The sequence below is a fragment of the Streptomyces laurentii genome, from assembly GCF_040635425.1.
GTDB lineage: Bacteria > Actinomycetota > Actinomycetes > Streptomycetales > Streptomycetaceae > Streptomyces > Streptomyces laurentii.
Genome location: NZ_JBEYHT010000038.1, coordinates 1 through 15,594, shown reverse-complemented (window position 1 = coordinate 15,594; position 15,594 = coordinate 1). Strand labels below are relative to the sequence as shown.

The following is a 15,594-nucleotide window of genomic DNA, read 5'->3' as shown; positions in this document are numbered from 1 at the left end:
CCCGGGGCTTCGGCCTCGGGGCCGTACTCGTACCTGTAGCCGTCAGCCGCACCCGTGCTCCCGCGGTCAGAGGACGCGGGTGGTCGTGCCGCCTGTCTTGTGCCGACCGGCGCGACCGGCCCGATGCCGCGTCCGCCGCCGGGACACGAGCGCCGCCGCCACCGAGCAGACCAGGAGGGGAGTGGCGGCCCACTGGATCACGGCCATCGGCCAGGCCGGCTCCGCGCCGACGAGCAGGCCCGCCATCCTGACGGCCAGGGCCGTGCCCAGCAGCACGTAACCGAGCCCCCAGGAACGAACGGCCCACGCGGGTCCCGTGATCGGCTGCTCCGGACGGTGCGGCCGGAGCAGGGCCCGCCCGCCCCACCCCGCACACCCCAGTCCGAGGATCACCATGAAGACCCCGCCGACCGTGTCCCACAGGTCGGTCCGGATTCCGGGCATCGGTTCCTCGCTCTCCTCGCGTGGACCCCGCGAAGGGCTGCCACGCCCGCAAGGATGGCCGCTCGCGCCTGACGTCTCGTCTGCCGGGTCCGGCAGACGACGGGAGGGGCCGGCTTCCGGCTTCCGGCAAGGCGGGCGCCGCGACAGGTCCCGGGACGGCGAACCCCGTGCGGACCACGAGCCCCGTCCGGCACCGGAGCCGGTAGGCTGTAGCCGCTCCGCTCCAGGCGAGCGGGAAGCACGGTGGGTTGCCCGAGCGGCCTAAGGGAACGGTCTTGAAAACCGTCGTGGCGCGAGTCACCGTGGGTTCAAATCCCACACCCACCGCCAGAGAAGGGGTGTCCCGGTCCGGGGCACCCCTTCGTCGTGCCGTGGGGCGCGGCGGGCGGACGCGGGCCGAACGGGCGCCGCACCCGGACCAGGGCCCCCGCTTCGTACGGAAGGCCCTGGCCGATGTCCCGACAGCGGCTGTGCCGCGTGCTCGTGGGCGCGGGTCAGCTCCGCGCGGCCGGCTTCCAGTCCTCCACGAGCAGCCCGAGCAGGACCTCGTCGAGGAACTCGCCCATCACCCAGGCCGAGGAGCGCAGCACGCCCTCGCGGACGAAGCCGTTGCTCTCGGCGGAGCGCAGCATGGCGGTGTTGTCGGCCAGCGTCTCGATCTGGAGCCGGTGGAGGCTGCGGACGACGAAGCCGTAGTGGCAGAGCGCCGCGACGACGTCGGTGCCGTAGCCCTTGCCGCGGGCGGACGGCAGCAGGCCGAGGCCGATGTGGGCGCAGCGGTTGTGCGGGTCGATGCCCCACAGCGCCGCGGTGCCGACCAGGGTGCCGCCGTCCAGCTCGACCACGGAGAACGGCACGACCCGCTCGTTCTGCTCGTCCATCACGAGCCTCGGGTCCTTGGAGCCCGGCGAGATCGGCCGCCACGGTCCGCCCTCGGCCCGGGAGGAGTTGACCACGTCGTCGTAGAGCTCGGCCCGCAGGACCGGGATGTCTTCCTCGTGCCGGGCTCGGAGCCCGACCTTGCCGCCTCGAAGCATGTGAGCTTCCTATCCGGCGGGAGCGGCGGGCGGCAAACCAATAAGCGATCACCGGGAGAAGGCCGAGTGAGGAGGTTTATCGACATGTCTTCACACCTGAGAGGGAATCGGGGGCTCTGGTGCGATTGGTCAGGGATGGGCGGGGGCAGCTCTGGTCTCGCGACGCCGAACACCACGGTCCGGAAGGCCGGGGTGGCCGGCCAACCGCCTTGGAAAGCAAGCACTGTTCACAGCCCCAGCCGCCTTTTCTGATTCGTTTCAGATCCGTTCCGGATCGACAGCCCAGTTCCCGGAGGAATCACCTATGGCCAGCATCCGTACCGCCCGCGTCCTCGCCGCCGCGGCCGCTCTGCCCCTTGCCGTCGCGCTCTTCGGCGGGGTGGCCCAGGCCGACGACGGCGGGTTCGCGAACGACGGATCGGACGCCAGTGCCGCCTCGGTCGCCGGCAGCGGGGTCGGCGGCGACAACAACGGCAACGCGACCACCACCCAGCAGGTGGCGACCGGTGGCGGTGCCTCCAACGAGAACAGCACGGCGAACGTGAACGGCTCCGCCTTCACGCCGATCGACCAGTCGGACCGGGTGGTCAACTTCTTCTATCCCTCCTGACGACCGGTCCGAGGGGGCGGCGCGTGAGGTGAACGCGGGCCCGTGCGACGGCACTTCGGTGCCGACGCGCGGGCCGCTCGCTTCCGGGCGGGGAGTTCGTTTTCCGCCTCGGTGTCCGTGTGCCCGGCCTTGACAGCCCTCCGTTATCTGACGGACAGTCAGAAAGCTGAGTGGGCAGTCCTGCCGAGACACGAGAGGGCCACGCCGTGCACCTCGCCCCGACCGAACGCCAGCTGCGGCTGCGCGCCGAGCTCCGCGCGTACTTCCGCGACGCGATGCCCGACGGCCCGCCGCCGCCCACCGACTCCGCCGCGCAGCGCGCGCTGCTGCGCCGCATCGGCGACGACGGGATGCTGGGGATCGGCTGGCCGCGGGAGTACGGGGGCCAAGGGCGCGGCCCCGACGAGCAGTTCGTGTTCTTCGACGAGGCCTACCGGGCCGGTGCGCCGGTCTCCATGGTCACCCTCAACACGGTCGGACCGACCCTGATGCGGTACGGCACCGACGAGCAGAAGGCGTACTTCCTCCCCCGCATCCTGAGCGGCGAGCTCGTCTTCGCCATCGGCTACAGCGAACCCGAGGCCGGCACCGACCTGGCCGCCCTGCGGACCCGGGCCACCCGGGACGGCGGCGGCGACAACGGCAAGGGCGACAACGGCAAGGGCGACAACGGCAAGGGAGGCGGCGGCGAGGGAGGCTGGCGCATAGACGGGCAGAAGGTCTTCACCTCCAACGCCCAGAACGCCGACTGGATCTGGCTCGCCTGCCGCACCGGCACCACCGAGGACCGCCACCGCGGCATCTCGATCCTCCTCGTGCCCACCTCCGCGCCCGGCTTCTCCTGGACCCCGATCGAGACCGTCGGCGGCCTGACCACCACCGCCACCTACTACGACGCCGTCCGCGTCCCGGCCGGCCACCTCGTCGGCCGGGAGAACGGCGGCTGGGGCCTCATCACCAACCAGCTCAACCACGAACGCGTCGCCCTCGCCGCCATCGGCATGCAGGCCGAGGACTTCTACCAGGCCGCGCTCGACCAGGCCCGGCGGCCGTCCGGCGCGCCCGGGCGGCGTCGGCGGATCGACGAGCCGTGGATACGGATCCGGGCCGCCGAGGCGCACGCCCGGCTCGCCGCCACCCGCCTGCTCAACTGGCGGCTGGTCGGCGACGTCGGCGCGGGCCGGCTCGCGCCCGGGGACGCGAGCGGCGTGAAGTTCGCGGGGACGGAGTCGGCGGTCGAGGTCTACCGGCTGTGCCAGGAGATCGCGGGCCCGGCCGGGCTGGTCCGCACCGGCTCGCCCGGCGCGATCGACGGCGGCGAGCTGGAGCGGATGAACCGCGCCGCCCAGATCAACACCTTCGGCGGCGGCGTGAGCGAGGTGCAGCGCGAGATCGTCGCGACGATGCGGCTCGGCATGAAGAGGAGGGGGCGCCGGTGAACCCGACACCCGAGGACAGCTCCGGCGGTGACAGCGCCGCGCGCGTCCAGGAACTGCCGTACGAACGGCTCGCGGCGTACGAGGGGCAGACCGTCTCCCTCGCCCGCGCCGGCAAGGACCCCGTCAACGAGCCGATGATCCGCCACTGGTGCGAGGCCATGGGCGACACCCACCCCGCCTACCGCGGGCCCGACGCCGTCGCGCCGCCGACCATGCTCCAGGCCTGGACGATGGGCGGTCTGTCCGGTTACCCGGACCAGTCCGGCGCGTACGAGGAACTGTCCGCCCTCCTCGACGCGGCCGGCTACACCTCGATCGTCGCCACCGACTGCGAGCAGGAGTACCTGCGGCCGCTGCGGCCCGGCGACACGGTCACCTGCGACTCCGTCATCGAGTCCGTCTCGCCGCGCAAGACCACCAAGCTGGGGACGGGGCACTTCGTCACCACCCGCATGGACGTGCGCGCCGGGGGCGTACTCGCCGGAACCCACCGCTTCCGCGTGCTCAAGTACGCCCCCGCGCCCCGCTCTACGCCCCGTGCCGCACCCCGCCTCGCGCCCTCCGAGGAGAAGCCGAGACCCCGCCGCCCCCGCCCCGTCGTCAACCGCGACAACGCCGGCTTCTGGGACGGGGTGGCCGGGCACCGCCTCCTCATCCAGCGCTGCACCACCTGCGCGACGCTCCGTTTCCCCTGGCTGCCCGGCTGCAACGGCTGCGGCTCGCGCGGCTGGGACACCGTGGAGGCGAGCGGCGAGGGCACGGTCTACTCGTATGTCGTCATGCACCACCCGCCGTTCCCGGCCTTCGACCCGCCCTACGCGGTCGTGCTCGTCGAACTCGCCGAGGGCGTACGGGTGATCAGCAACATCGTGGGCGTCCCGTACGACAAGGTGCGCATCGGCATGCCCGTCCGGCTGGAGTTCCAGCGGGTGGACGAGGACCTCGAACTCCCCTTGTTCCGCGCCCTGGTGGCGGGGGAGAGCGGCGGCGCGGACGGAGGGCAGGGCTGACATGGACTTCGACCCCACCGAGGAGCAGGCGGCGGCCCGCGGGCTCGCCGCGCGGATCTTCGGCGACCTCGCCACCCACGAACGGCTCGCCGCGGCCGGTACGGGCAGCGATCCCGAGCTGTGGAAGAGCCTGTGCGCGGCGGGCCTGCCCGAGGCCGTCGAGGAGACGGGGCTGCTCGGCCTCGTCCTGCTCGCCGAGGAGCAGGGGCGTACGACGGCGCAGGTGCCGTTCACCGCGAGCGCCGTCTACGGGCTGCTGACCGTCGCCCGGCACGGGACGCGCGAGCAGCGGGCCCGGCTGCTGCCCGGGCTGCGGGCGGGGACGACGGTGGTGGCCGGCGCCTTCCCGGCGTACGACGGCCCGGGAGACGTCCGTACGGAGCCGGGGGGCCGGCTCCGCGGCACCGTCCCGTGGGTGCCCTGGCTACGGGACGCCAGCCACGTCCTCGTCCCCGACGAGACCCGGGCCCTGTGGCTCGTCGCCGCGGAGGACTGCGGGGTGGAGCCGGTCGAGCTGACCGCGCCCTGGTCGGCCGGGCGGCTCGTGCTCGACGGGGCGCGCGGGGAGCGGGTGGGCGTGCCCGGGGCGTACGCGGGGGTGCTGGGCGCCGCCCGGATCGCGTTCGCGGGGCTGCAAGCGGGCGTGTGCGCCGGTGCGCTGGCCCGGGCGGTCGCGTACACCTCGGTGCGCGAGCAGTTCGGGCGCCCGCTCTCCTCCCACCAGGCCGTCCAACTCCGCGCCGCGGACGCCCACATGGACACCGAGGCCATCCGGGTCACGGCCTACGAGGCGGCCTGGCGGTACGACGAGGGCCTGCCGTGCGCCGAGGAGGCGCTGACGGCCGCCTGGTGGGCCGCCGAGGCCGGCACCCGGGTGGTGCACGCCGGACAGCATCTGCACGGCGGGCTGGGCGCGGATCTCGAACACCCCGTCCACCGGCACTTCCTCTGGGGGCGGCAGCTCGGTGTGTACCTCGGCTGCGGCACCGAACTCCTCGCCGAACTCGGCGATCTCCTCGCGAAGGGAACGCCCGCATGACGACAGGCCCCGCCCCGGCGCAGTCCCAGGCCCCGGCCGTACGGGTACGGGTGCGGCCCGGCGACGTCCTCGACCCGCTCGTCGTCCCCGTCACCCGCACCCTGATCGTCGCCGGGGCGATCGCCGCCCGTGACTACCAGGACGTGCACCACGACGCCGAGCGTGCCCGGGAGAAGGGCTCCCCGGACATCTTCATGAACATCCTCACCACCAACGGTCTCGTCGGCCGCTACATCACCGACCGGTTCGGTCCGCGCGCCGTCCTGCGCGCCGTCTCCATCCGGCTCGGCGCCCCCAACTACCCCGGGGACACGATGACGTTGACCGGCACGGTGACGGAGGTCGACGGCGCGACGGTACGGGTCCGGGTGGTCGGCGCCAACGGGCTCGGCCACCACGTGACGGGGACGGTGACGGTGGACGTCCCCGGGGACGGGCCCACCGGCGCACCCGGCGACGGGCCGGCCGACGTACCCGACGGCGCTCCGCGGGAGGCGTCCCGGTGAGCCCGCTGACCGCCCGCGCGGACGGGCTCGGCGGGCGCGCCGCCATCGCCGGCATCGGCGCCACCGAGTTCTCCAAGGACTCCGGCCGCAGCGAGCTGACCCTGGCCGTGGAGGCCGTGCACGCGGCGCTCGACGACGCCGGGCTCGTCCCCGGCGACGTCGACGGCCTGGTCACCTTCACGATGGACACCAGCCCGGAGATCACCGTCGCCCAGGCGGCCGGCATCGGCGAACTGTCCTTCTTCTCCCGGGTCCACTACGGCGGCGGCGCCGCGTGCGCGACCGTCCAGCAGGCGGCCCTCGCCGTCGCCGCCGGGGTCGCCGAAGTCGTCGTCTGCTACCGGGCGTTCAACGAACGCTCCGGCCGCCGCTTCGGCTCCGGCGTGCAGCACCGCGAGCCGTCGGCGGAGGGCGCGGCGCTCGGCTGGCCGCTGCCGTTCGGTCTGCTCACCCCGGCTTCCTGGGTCGCCATGACCGCCCAGCGCTACCTCCACACGTACGGGCTCTCGCCGGACGCCTTCGGCCACGTCGCGGTCACCGACCGCCGCCACGCGGCCACCAACCCCGCCGCGTACTTCTTCGGCCGGCCGATCACCCTCGCGGACCACGCCGCCTCCCGCTGGATCGCCGAGCCGCTGCGGCTGCTCGACTGCTGCCAGGAGACCGACGGCGGCCAGGCTCTCGTCGTCACCTCCACCGAACGCGCCCGCGACCTGCGCCGCCCGCCCGCCGTGGTCGTGTCCGCCGCCCAGGGCGCGGCGCGCGGCCAGGAGGCGATGACCGGCTTCTACCGGGACGCGCTGACCGGGCTGCCCGAGATGGGGGTGGTGGCCCGGCGGCTGTGGCGGACCTCGGGGCTGGCGCCCGGCGACATCGACGTCGCGATCCTCTACGACCACTTCACCCCGTACGTGCTGATGCAGCTGGAGGAGTTCGGCTTCTGCGGGCCGGGCGAGGGCGCCGGCTTCGTCGCGGCGGACGCGCTGCCCCTGAACACCCACGGGGGTCAGCTGGGGGAGGCGTACCTCCACGGTATGAACGGCATCGCGGAGGCCGTCCGGCAGCTGCGCGGCACCTCCGTGAACCAGGTCCCGGACGCGGACCGCGCCCTCGTCACGGCGGGCACCGGGGTCCCGACGTCCGGGCTGATCCTGGGCACGGACACCTGAGGGAACGGGTCCGACGGCCCCCGAGGCGGCCGCCTCCGGCCCTGAGACGGCCCGGAGACGACCCTGAGGTGCCCCGGCGCGGCCCCCTGGGATCCGGCCGCCGGCCCCCGTACCGGACCCGCCCCCGACCCGTACCGGCTCCGTACGCCCCTGACCCGTCTCCGGGTCCGACCCTGACCCGCCACCCCACCGGCTCCACCCTCAGGAGGTGTGGCGGTCCCCACCCCTACAACCTGAGAGGGACTACGGGTCGGGACCTGGGACCGATCCCCGCCACAGCCCCCCGCTCTTAACGTGGAGTCATGACTCCGCCACCCTCCGGCCCTGTCTGTGCCGGTGCCTCGTCGCTCGCCGGCCGCCGCGCCGGCCGCTCTGGCACGCTGTCCGTCGTGCCCGACCTGCCCGCCGCCGCCGGCGCCGCTGTCAGCGGCGTCACGGGCGTCACGGGCGTCACCCGCGTCCCGCGTCAGGGGCCGGCCCGCCCGGCCGCGTACCCGTCCTTCTCCTCGTACGTACGCGCCCGGGGCCCCGTCCTCCTGCGCACCGCGCGCTCGCTGACCGCGAACCCGTCGGACGCCGAGGACCTGCTCCAGACGGCGCTGGCCAAGACCTTCGTGGCCTGGGAGCGCATCGAGGACCACCGCGCCCTGGACGGCTACGTCCGGCGCGCGCTGCTCAACACCCGTACCTCGCAGTGGCGCAAGCGCCGGGTCGACGAGTACGCGTGCGACGAGCTGCCGGAGCCCCCCGGCTCCCGCGAGCCGGACCCGGCGGAGCGGCAGGTGCTGCACGACGCGATGTGGCGCGCGGTGATGAAGCTCCCCGAGCGGCAGCGGGCGATGGTCGTCCTCAGGTACTACGAGGATCTGAGCGAGGCGCAGACCGCCGAGGTGCTCGGCGTCTCGGTCGGCACCGTCAAGAGCGCGGTCTCGCGGGCGCTCGGCAAGCTCCGCGACGACCCGGAGCTGTCCCCGGCGGCGTGACCCGCCGGCCCGGCGCTCGGCATCCGGGGCCGGGTCCTGACCCGGAACCCGGCCCAGAGCTCGAACCGAAGCCCTGAGCCGAAGCCCTGAGCCGAAGCCCTGAGCCGAAGCCCTGAGCCGAAGCCCTGAAACGGGGCCCGGAAGCCTAGTCCGTCACCTCGTCTTCCGCCACTTTCGGCGTAGGGGCAGGTCATCCCGACAAGCGTTACCCTCAGTTACGCCAGTGATCACTGGCGAATTGGATGCTCCCAGGTAGTGACATACCGCGTGGTACGTCGCAGAATCAGCACACCCCCACCTTCACTACCGCCGCGTAGCATTCTCGGGAGGAATCCCCGTGTACAGCACCATGCAGGACGTGCCGCTCACCGTCAGCAGGATCCTCGAGCACGGCCGACGGGTTCATGCCACGTCGACCGTGACCACCTGGACCGGCGAGCCGGAGCCGCAGCGCCGTACCTTCGCCGAGATCGGCGACCGCGCCGCTCAGCTCGCCCACGCGCTGCATGACGAGTTGGGGGCCGAGCCCGGAAGCGCTCTGGCGACCCTGATGTGGAACAACGCCGAGCACGTCGAGGCGTACTTCGCGATCCCCGCCATGGGATCGGTCGTCCACACCCTCAACCTGCGGCTGCCCGCCGAGCAGCTGACCTGGATCGTCAACCACGCCGCCGACCGGGTCGTCCTCGTCAACGGCTCGCTGCTGCCGCTCCTCGCGCCGCTCCTGCCGCACCTGCCGACGGTTGAGCACGTCGTCGTCACCGGCCCCGGCGACCGTTCCCTCCTCGACGGCGCGACGGCGCGCGTCTGGGACTACGAGGAGCTCATCGCCGGCCGCCCCACCCGCTACGACTGGCCCGAGCTCGACGAGCGCGGCGCCGCCGCCATGTGCTACACCTCCGGCACCACCGGCGATCCCAAGGGCGTCGTCTACTCCCACCGCTCCATCTACCTGCACTCCATGCAGGTCAACATGACGGAGTCGATGGGCCTGAACGACAAGGACACCTCGCTCGTGGTCGTCCCCCAGTTCCACGTGCTCTCCTGGGGGCTGCCGCACGCCGCCTTCATGACCGGCATCAACATGCTGATGCCGGACCGGTTCCTCCAGCCGGCGCCGCTCGCCGACATGATCGAGAAGGTGCGGCCGACCCACGCCGCCGCCGTCCCCACCATCTGGCAGGGCCTGCTCGCCGAGGTCCTGGCCCGCCCCCGTGACCTGACCTCGATGGCCCGGGTCACCATCGGCGGCGCCGCCTGTCCGCCCTCCCTCATGGAGGCGTACGACAAGCTGGGCGTCCGGCTCATCCACGCCTGGGGCATGACCGAGACCTCCCCGCTCGGCACCGTGGCCCACCCGCCGGCCGGTCTCACCGCCGAGGAGGAGTGGCCGTACCGCGTCACGCAGGGCCGGTTCCCGGCAAGCGTCGAGGGCCGGCTTGTCGGCCCCGGCGGCGAGATCCTGCCCTGGGACGGCGAGTCGGCGGGCGAGCTGGAGGTGCGCGGCAACTGGATCGCGGCCGCGTACTACGGCGGCGTCGACGGTGAACCCTTCCGGCCGGACGACAAGTTCAGCGCGGACGGCTGGCTGAAGACCGGCGACGTCGGCATCATCAGCCCCGACGGCTTCCTCACCCTCACCGACCGGGTGAAGGACGTCATCAAGTCCGGCGGCGAGTGGATCTCCAGCATCGACCTGGAGAACGCCCTGATGGCCCACCCGGCCGTCGCCGAGGCCGCCGTCGTCGCCGTCCCGGACGAGAAGTGGGGCGAGCGGCCGCTCGCCACCGTCGTCCTCAAGGAGGGCGCGAGCGCGGACTACACGGAGCTGCGGGCGTTCCTCCTCGCCGAGGGCGGCATCGCGAAGTGGCAGCTTCCCGAGCGCTGGGCCATCGTGCCGACCGTCCCGAAGACGACCGTCGGGAAGTTCGACAAGAAGGTGATCCGCAAGCAGTACGCGGACGGCGACCTGGACGTCACCCAGCTGTAGGAGTTCTCCCGTCGATCGGCACCGACCGGCCCTCCCTCAGGGTCAGTTGGTGCCGATCTTCGCGAGCAGGTCGACGATCCGGGCCTGCACCTCGGTACTGGTCGACCGCTCGGCGAGGAACAGGACCGTCTCGCCCGAGGCGAGCCTCGCGAGCTCCGACTCCTCCACCCCGGCCGACGTGTAGACGACCAGCGGGGTGCGGTTCAACTGCCCGTTCGCGCGCAGCCAGTCGATGATTCCGGCCCGGCGGCGGCGCACCTGCATCAGGTCCATCACCACCAGGTTCGGCCGCAGGTCCTGGGCCAGCGCGACCGCCTCGGTGTCGGCCGCGGCCCGTGCGACCTGCATCCCGCGCCGCTCCAGCGTCGCCGCCAGCGCCCGCGCGATGTCCTCGTTCTCCTCGATGAGCAGCACCCGCGACGGGTGCTGCTCGCTGTCCCGGGGCGCCAGCGCCTTCAGCAGGACGGCCGGATCGGCGCCGTACGCCGCCTCCCGCGTGGCCTGCCCGAGCCCGGCCGCGAGCAGCACGGGCACCTCGGCGGCGACCGCGGCCTGCCGCAGCGACTGGAGCGCGGTGCGGGTGATGGGCCCGGTCAGCGGGTCGACGAAGAGCGCGGCCGGGAAGGCGGCGATCTGCGCGTCGACCTCCTCGCGGGAGTGCACGATCACGGGACGGTAGCCGCGGTCGCTCAGCGCCTGCTGGGTGGCCACGTCCGGCGCGGGCCAGACGAGCAGCCGGCGCGGGTTGTCCAGCGGCTCCGGGGGGAGTTCGTCGTCGACGGGCTGCGGCAGCGGCTGGTTCGCCACCTCCACGGCACCGCCCGGGCCGTCCAGCGGCTCCGGACCCTCCGCCGAGCCCTCGGCGGGCGCCTCTATGGCATAGGCGCGGCCTTCGGGGGACGGGGGCGTGCCCAGCTTCGACACGGGCATCGGCGCGGCCGCCGGGGCGGCGGCGGTGGCACCGACGGCCGCCGGTACGGGCTGGGGCATCGGGGCGCCCGCCGGCGCGGGCACCGGCAGGGGCTGGGCCTGCGTCTGGGCCTGCGCTTGCGGCGGGGATGTCGGCTGCGGCTGGGACGGCGGGAGCGCGGCGGCGGCCGGACGGTTCTCCTCGGCCGGGTTGCCGAGCTTGCGGCGACGGCCGGAGGCGGCGGGAGCCGCGGCGGCGGGTGCGGTCGCCGCGGCGACCGGGACGCCCTGCCCGAGGGTCCGCACGCTGATGGCCCGGCCCTGTGACGCGTCGTGGGGCACCGGGACCTCGGGCGGCAGCGGTACGGAGCCGGTGCCGGTCGCGGTCGCCGCGCCCACGTTGGTGCTGAGCGGGGCGGGCAGCGGGTGCGGCTGCGGCGGCGTGTGCGCGTCCTCCGGCAGCGCCCGTACGGCTTCGTGCCCGGTCTCGTGCTCCGCCCCGCGGTCGGCGTCGGCCGGCCCCAGCGCGAATGGGGTCCGCGGTCCCGCCTCGGCGGCCGCGGCCCGCTCCTGCGCGGCGGCGAGAGCCCGGCGGCGCCGCCCGGTCGGTTGCTGCCCCTGCTGCCCCTGCTGTCCCTGCTGTCCCTGCTGCGGGGCCTCGGGCGACGCGACGGCGGGCAGGGCGGGCAGCGCGGGCAGGGCGGAGGGCGCGGGGGCCTGCGCGGGTACGGGAGCCAGGGCCGGGGTCAGAGCGGGCGCGGCGGCACCGGCCGGAACACCCTGCGGCGGTACGGCGCCGAGCGCGGGCCGCGCCGGCACGGCCTCGGCGGCGGGTACGACCGCGCTCTCGGCGGGGCGGCCCCGGCGGCGGCCGGTCCCGCCCTGCTCGCCGTTGCCCCCGCTCGTCACGGCACCCGTGTTCGTACCTGTACCCGTGCCCGTGCCCGTGCCCGTACCGGGACCGGCGCCCGCGGGCCCGGCCTGGGCGGGGATCAGCTCGCTGGGCGTACCGGCGGGCGGGGTGTCGTCGTGCCGGCCCCGGCGGCGGCCGGTCGGCCGGGGCACCGGGGCGGCGGCGTCCTCGGTGGCCAGCGGGCTCTCCAGGAACGCGTCCGTGGACGCCCGGCGGGCCCGTCGCCGGCCGCTTCCCGCGGCGGCGTCGGCCTGCGCGGGCAGCACGATGGCCTCGGCGGGCTTCTCCGCCTCGGGCTTGTTCTCCGTCGTGTGTCCGGCCTCGGGCTCGGGAGCGGCCTTGGGCTCGGGGGCGGCCTCGGACGGGGCTTCGGCCGTGGCGCCGGCGTCGGCGTCGGTGTCCGCCTCGGTCTCGGACTCGGCCTCGTCCTCGGCCTCCGGCGTGACGGTCCCGCGCCCGGCGCCGAGCGGCACCTCCACGACGTACGCGCCGCCGGCCGTCCCGGGCACCTCGTGCGTCTGCACCACACCGCCGTGCGCCGCGACGATCCCGCGTACCACCGGCTGGTGGACCGGGTCGCCGCCCCGGTACGGGCCGCGCACCTCGATCCGTACGACGTCACCGCGCTGCGCCGCCGCGACCACGATCGTCGAGTCGCCGTGCGCCGCCTTGTCCTTGCTCTTGCCGGTCGCGTCGACCCCGGCCACGTCCGCGACGAGATGCGCGAGCGCGGTGGTGAGCCGTACCGCGTCGACCTCGGCCTCGATCGGCGGCGCGTGCACGGCGAACTGCGCCCGGCCCGGCCCGATCAGCTCCACGGCCCCGTCGATGCCGCCCGTGACGATGCCGCCGAGCAGCGTCACGCTCTTGTCCAGCTCCTCCGCGCCCGCGTCGAGGCGCTGGTAGCCGAGGACGTTGTCGACGAGGGTGGTCATCCGGGTGTAGCCGGCGGCCAGATGGTGCAGCACCTGGTTGGCCTCGGGCCACAGCTGGCCGGCGTCGTCGGCGGCGAGGGTGCCGAGTTCGGCGCGCAGCTCGTCCAGGGGCCCGCGCAGCGAGTCGGCCAGGACGGCGGTCAGCTGCTCGTGCCGGGCGGCGAGCTCCGCGTACCGCTCCCGCTGCTGCTCCAGCTCGGTGGCGTGCCGCTCGGCGCGGTCGGCGAGTTCGGTGGCGTGCTCCTCGAGCAGCTGCTCGTGCGGCCGGCGGTCGGTGAAGGTCATGACGGCGCCGACGAGCTGGTCCCCGTCCCGTACCGGCGCGGTGGTCAGGTCGACCGGCACCCGGTCGCCGTTCTTCGCCCACAGCACCTGGCCGCGGACCCGGTGCTTGCGGCCGGAGCGGAGGGTGTCGGCGAGCGGCGACTCGGCGTACGGGAAGGGCTCGCCGTCGGCGCGCTTGGGAAGGATCAGGTCGTGCAGCTCGGCGCCGCCGAGTTCGGTGGCCCGGTAGCCGAGGATCTGCGCGAAGGCGGGGTTGACGAGGACGACGCGGCCGTCGGTGTCCGTACCGACGACGCCCTCGGACGCGGCGCGCAGGATCATCTCGGTCTGGCGCTGGGAACGGGCCAGTTCGGCCTCGGTGTCGACGGTGCCGGTGAGATCCCGTACGACGAGCATGAGGAGTTCGTCGCCGGTGTAGCCGCCACTGCCACTGCCGCTGTTGCTCTGCGAGGCATATGCCTCGCGGCCGTCCTCCAGGTTCGCGCTGGTCACCTCGACGGGGAACTCGCTCCCGTCGGTGCGACGGGCGATCATCCGGGCCGGACGGGTGCGGCCCCGCTCGTCGGTGGCCGCCGGACGGCGCATCGAACCCGGGATCAGCCGCGAGTCGAACTCCGGCAGCAGATCGAGCAGACCGCGCCCGACGAGCGCGGTGCCGGGGGTCTCGAACATGCCGAGCGCGATCGTGTTGGCGTTGACGATCGTGCCGTTGCAGTTGACGAGCACGAGACCGTCGGGGAGCGCGTCGAGTATGGCGGCGAGGCGAGCAGCGCCTCGGGATGGCCTGCTGCTCACGAGACGCTTCCTCCCTGAACCCACTGCAGGTGCCCTGCAGCTCTTGCGCTTGCGCTGGTGCCTAGTGGCCGGCGGGCCCCATCTTGCCCAAGGGGCCGCGGTGTGTCACGGAGGGATTCTAAGGGAGGCGGCGTCGGCCGGGGGCTCTGCCCTGGCCGGGGCACGGACATGAGGGGGCTTCAGCCGCGGACACGGGGGAGGACGGGGCGGAGGTTGTCCCAGCGGTCCGTCTCGCATCCGTTGGCGCGGGAGAAGCGGGCGTCGACGCGCCGGCCCTGCCACGTTCCGGTGACGCGCGCGGTGGCCGGCCCGCCGTACAGCTGGGTGCACATCTGCCCGTCCGGCACCGGCGCGAACGGGTTCTCGTCCGCCCGCGCGAGCTGCTCCAGGCGCTTGCAGGCGCTCTTCGCCGCCGGATGCGTCCCGCCGGGCGCGGCGCCGCACTCCAGCCGGAACTCGCCGTCGGCCTCCCGGGAGCCGCTGCGCTCGACCCGCACCGTCAGCGTGTCGGGCGCGGGCGCCGACAGCAGCGGCAGCGGCGGCAGCGGTCCGAGCACCGCGGCGGTCGCGGTGGCGGCGGGGGCGAGGGCCGCGGCGGCGAGGAGGACGGCGGCCGCGGTGGCGGCGCGGAGCGAGGTACGCGGGGTACTCCGAGAAGTACGCGTACGACGACGAGTGCGGGGACGACGCAGCATGGGGACTCCCGTCGGGACGTGCTGGGGTGCCCCGGAACCCGCGGGCCACGCCGGGGCGGGTCGTCCGCGGCGGCGCCCGGAGCATCGGGGCGTTCTGCCCTGACTAACGCTCCCGGCCCCGCTCCGTTGCGCAACCGGGGTGCGCCGAGCGGGGCACGCGGGGGGCGCGGGGGCTTTGCTCTGGGTGCCCGCGGCCTAGTACGGTGATAAGCGATTGGTGACACGCCGCTCTTCTGTGTCATCATCTGCACACACCGCTCGCCTGCGCGCGGGGTGTGGGGAGGCGTCGCCTAGTCCGGTCTATGGCGCCGCACTGCTAATGCGGTTTGGGTCTTAAAGCCCATCGAGGGTTCAAATCCCTCCGCCTCCGCCCGAAGACTGAAGCCCCGGCCTCCAAGGCCGGGGCTTCAGCCGTTTTCGGCCCTGTCCGCCCCAGCCCTCTGTGCCCCCGCGACCTCGCCCCGGCCGAAACCCGCCACGCCCTCTTGCGCTTCTGTGACCCCGGTCTCTTTCCGGCCGTTTCCGCCCCCTGAGGCCCTTCCGCTTCCCCTTCCGCGCCGCCTGGGCGCGGCCCGCGCGATTCACGTTTCCGCAGGTCAGGTGGGGTGTTGCCAATGGATTTCACATGGCGGCGGCAGTCATGTAATGTTCTTCCTGTCGCCGCGAGCGGGTCGAAAGACCGGGGAGCGGAGACAAGAACTGAAAACAAGCACTCGTAGCTTAACGGATAGAGCATCTGACTACGGATCAGAAGGTTGCAGGTTCGAATCCTGCCGAGTGCACACAGGTCAGAAGCCCCCCGGGATCATCCCGGGGGGCTTCTGACATCAACGGG

The 15,594-nt window shown here is 74.0% G+C and carries 12 protein-coding genes and 3 tRNA genes; 11 read left to right on the top strand and 4 right to left on the bottom strand.

Annotated features, from left to right (window positions below):
* Positions 1-66: 66 nt before the first annotated feature.
* Entirely contained in the window at positions 67-444 is a 378-nt protein-coding gene (locus tag ABZ693_RS22545; protein ID WP_359880058.1) for a hypothetical protein, read from the bottom strand.
* A gap of 242 nt (positions 445-686) precedes the next feature.
* Here ABZ693_RS22545 and ABZ693_RS22540 point away from each other — a divergent pair.
* A tRNA-Ser gene (locus tag ABZ693_RS22540) sits at positions 687-774 on the top strand.
* Positions 775-938: 164 nt separating this feature from the next.
* Here ABZ693_RS22540 and ABZ693_RS22535 read toward each other — a convergent pair.
* Positions 939-1,481, bottom strand: coding sequence for a GNAT family N-acetyltransferase (locus tag ABZ693_RS22535; protein WP_359880055.1), 543 nt, complete (start codon positions 1,479-1,481; stop codon positions 939-941).
* A 304-nt stretch (positions 1,482-1,785) separates the two neighbouring features.
* Here ABZ693_RS22535 and ABZ693_RS22530 point away from each other — a divergent pair, with 304 nt between their 5' ends.
* The 8 genes from ABZ693_RS22530 to ABZ693_RS22495 all read left to right on the top strand — a co-directional run bounded on the left by ABZ693_RS22530 (position 1,786) and on the right by ABZ693_RS22495 (position 10,227).
* A complete protein-coding gene (locus ABZ693_RS22530) occupies positions 1,786-2,091 on the top strand; it encodes a hypothetical protein (RefSeq protein WP_359880052.1) in 306 nt (101 codons plus the stop codon).
* Between the two features lie 206 nt (positions 2,092-2,297).
* A complete protein-coding gene (locus tag ABZ693_RS22525) occupies positions 2,298-3,530 on the top strand; it encodes an acyl-CoA dehydrogenase family protein (protein ID WP_359880049.1) in 1,233 nt (410 codons plus the stop codon).
* Between the two features lie 53 nt (positions 3,531-3,583).
* Complete coding sequence (locus ABZ693_RS22520) at positions 3,584-4,540, top strand: bifunctional MaoC family dehydratase N-terminal/OB-fold nucleic acid binding domain-containing protein (RefSeq protein WP_359880181.1); 957 nt, start codon at positions 3,584-3,586, stop codon at positions 4,538-4,540.
* 1 nt (position 4,541) lies between these two features.
* Positions 4,542-5,579, top strand: coding sequence for an acyl-CoA dehydrogenase family protein (locus ABZ693_RS22515; protein ID WP_359880047.1), 1,038 nt, complete (start codon positions 4,542-4,544; stop codon positions 5,577-5,579).
* 50 nt (positions 5,580-5,629) lie between these two features.
* Complete coding sequence (locus tag ABZ693_RS22510; protein WP_359880179.1) at positions 5,630-6,085, top strand: hotdog family protein; 456 nt, start codon at positions 5,630-5,632, stop codon at positions 6,083-6,085.
* A 5-nt stretch (positions 6,086-6,090) separates the two neighbouring features.
* The gene (locus ABZ693_RS22505) at positions 6,091-7,254 is read left to right on the top strand and encodes a lipid-transfer protein (RefSeq protein WP_359880175.1); all 1,164 of its coding nucleotides are present in this window, start codon (positions 6,091-6,093) and stop codon (positions 7,252-7,254) included.
* 302 nt (positions 7,255-7,556) lie between these two features.
* Complete coding sequence (locus tag ABZ693_RS22500) at positions 7,557-8,237, top strand: SigE family RNA polymerase sigma factor (protein ID WP_359880044.1); 681 nt, start codon at positions 7,557-7,559, stop codon at positions 8,235-8,237.
* A gap of 337 nt (positions 8,238-8,574) precedes the next feature.
* The gene (locus tag ABZ693_RS22495) at positions 8,575-10,227 is read left to right on the top strand and encodes a long-chain fatty acid--CoA ligase (RefSeq protein WP_359880041.1); all 1,653 of its coding nucleotides are present in this window, start codon (positions 8,575-8,577) and stop codon (positions 10,225-10,227) included.
* A 42-nt stretch (positions 10,228-10,269) separates the two neighbouring features.
* Here ABZ693_RS22495 and ABZ693_RS22490 read toward each other — a convergent pair whose 3' ends face one another.
* Both ABZ693_RS22490 and ABZ693_RS22485 read right to left on the bottom strand, forming a co-directional pair.
* Positions 10,270-14,064, bottom strand: a complete 3,795-nt coding sequence (locus tag ABZ693_RS22490; RefSeq protein WP_359880039.1) for a PAS domain-containing protein — start codon at positions 14,062-14,064, stop codon at positions 10,270-10,272.
* 179 nt (positions 14,065-14,243) lie between these two features.
* A complete protein-coding gene (locus ABZ693_RS22485; RefSeq protein WP_359880037.1) occupies positions 14,244-14,759 on the bottom strand; it encodes an SSI family serine proteinase inhibitor in 516 nt (171 codons plus the stop codon).
* 279 nt (positions 14,760-15,038) lie between these two features.
* On the opposite strand from ABZ693_RS22485, the gene ABZ693_RS22480 reads away from it, so the two are divergent.
* Positions 15,039-15,129, top strand: a tRNA-Ser gene (locus ABZ693_RS22480).
* Between the two features lie 339 nt (positions 15,130-15,468).
* Positions 15,469-15,541 (top strand) — tRNA-Arg (locus tag ABZ693_RS22475).
* Positions 15,542-15,594 lie beyond the last annotated feature (53 nt).

Excerpts from the sequence above, each read along its gene's own strand:
- ABZ693_RS22530 (WP_359880052.1), top strand. The coding sequence starts at position 1,786 with ATGGCCAGCATCCGTACCGCCCGCGTCCTCGCCGCCGCGGCCGCTCTG.
- ABZ693_RS22485 (WP_359880037.1), bottom strand. The coding sequence starts at position 14,759 with ATGCTGCGTCGTCCCCGCACTCGTCGTCGTACGCGTACTTCTCGGAGT.
- ABZ693_RS22545 (WP_359880058.1), bottom strand. The coding sequence starts at position 444 with ATGCCCGGAATCCGGACCGACCTGTGGGACACGGTCGGCGGGGTCTTC.
- ABZ693_RS22515 (WP_359880047.1), top strand. The coding sequence starts at position 4,542 with ATGGACTTCGACCCCACCGAGGAGCAGGCGGCGGCCCGCGGGCTCGCC.
- ABZ693_RS22535 (WP_359880055.1), bottom strand. The coding sequence starts at position 1,481 with ATGCTTCGAGGCGGCAAGGTCGGGCTCCGAGCCCGGCACGAGGAAGAC.
- ABZ693_RS22500 (WP_359880044.1), top strand. The coding sequence starts at position 7,557 with ATGACTCCGCCACCCTCCGGCCCTGTCTGTGCCGGTGCCTCGTCGCTC.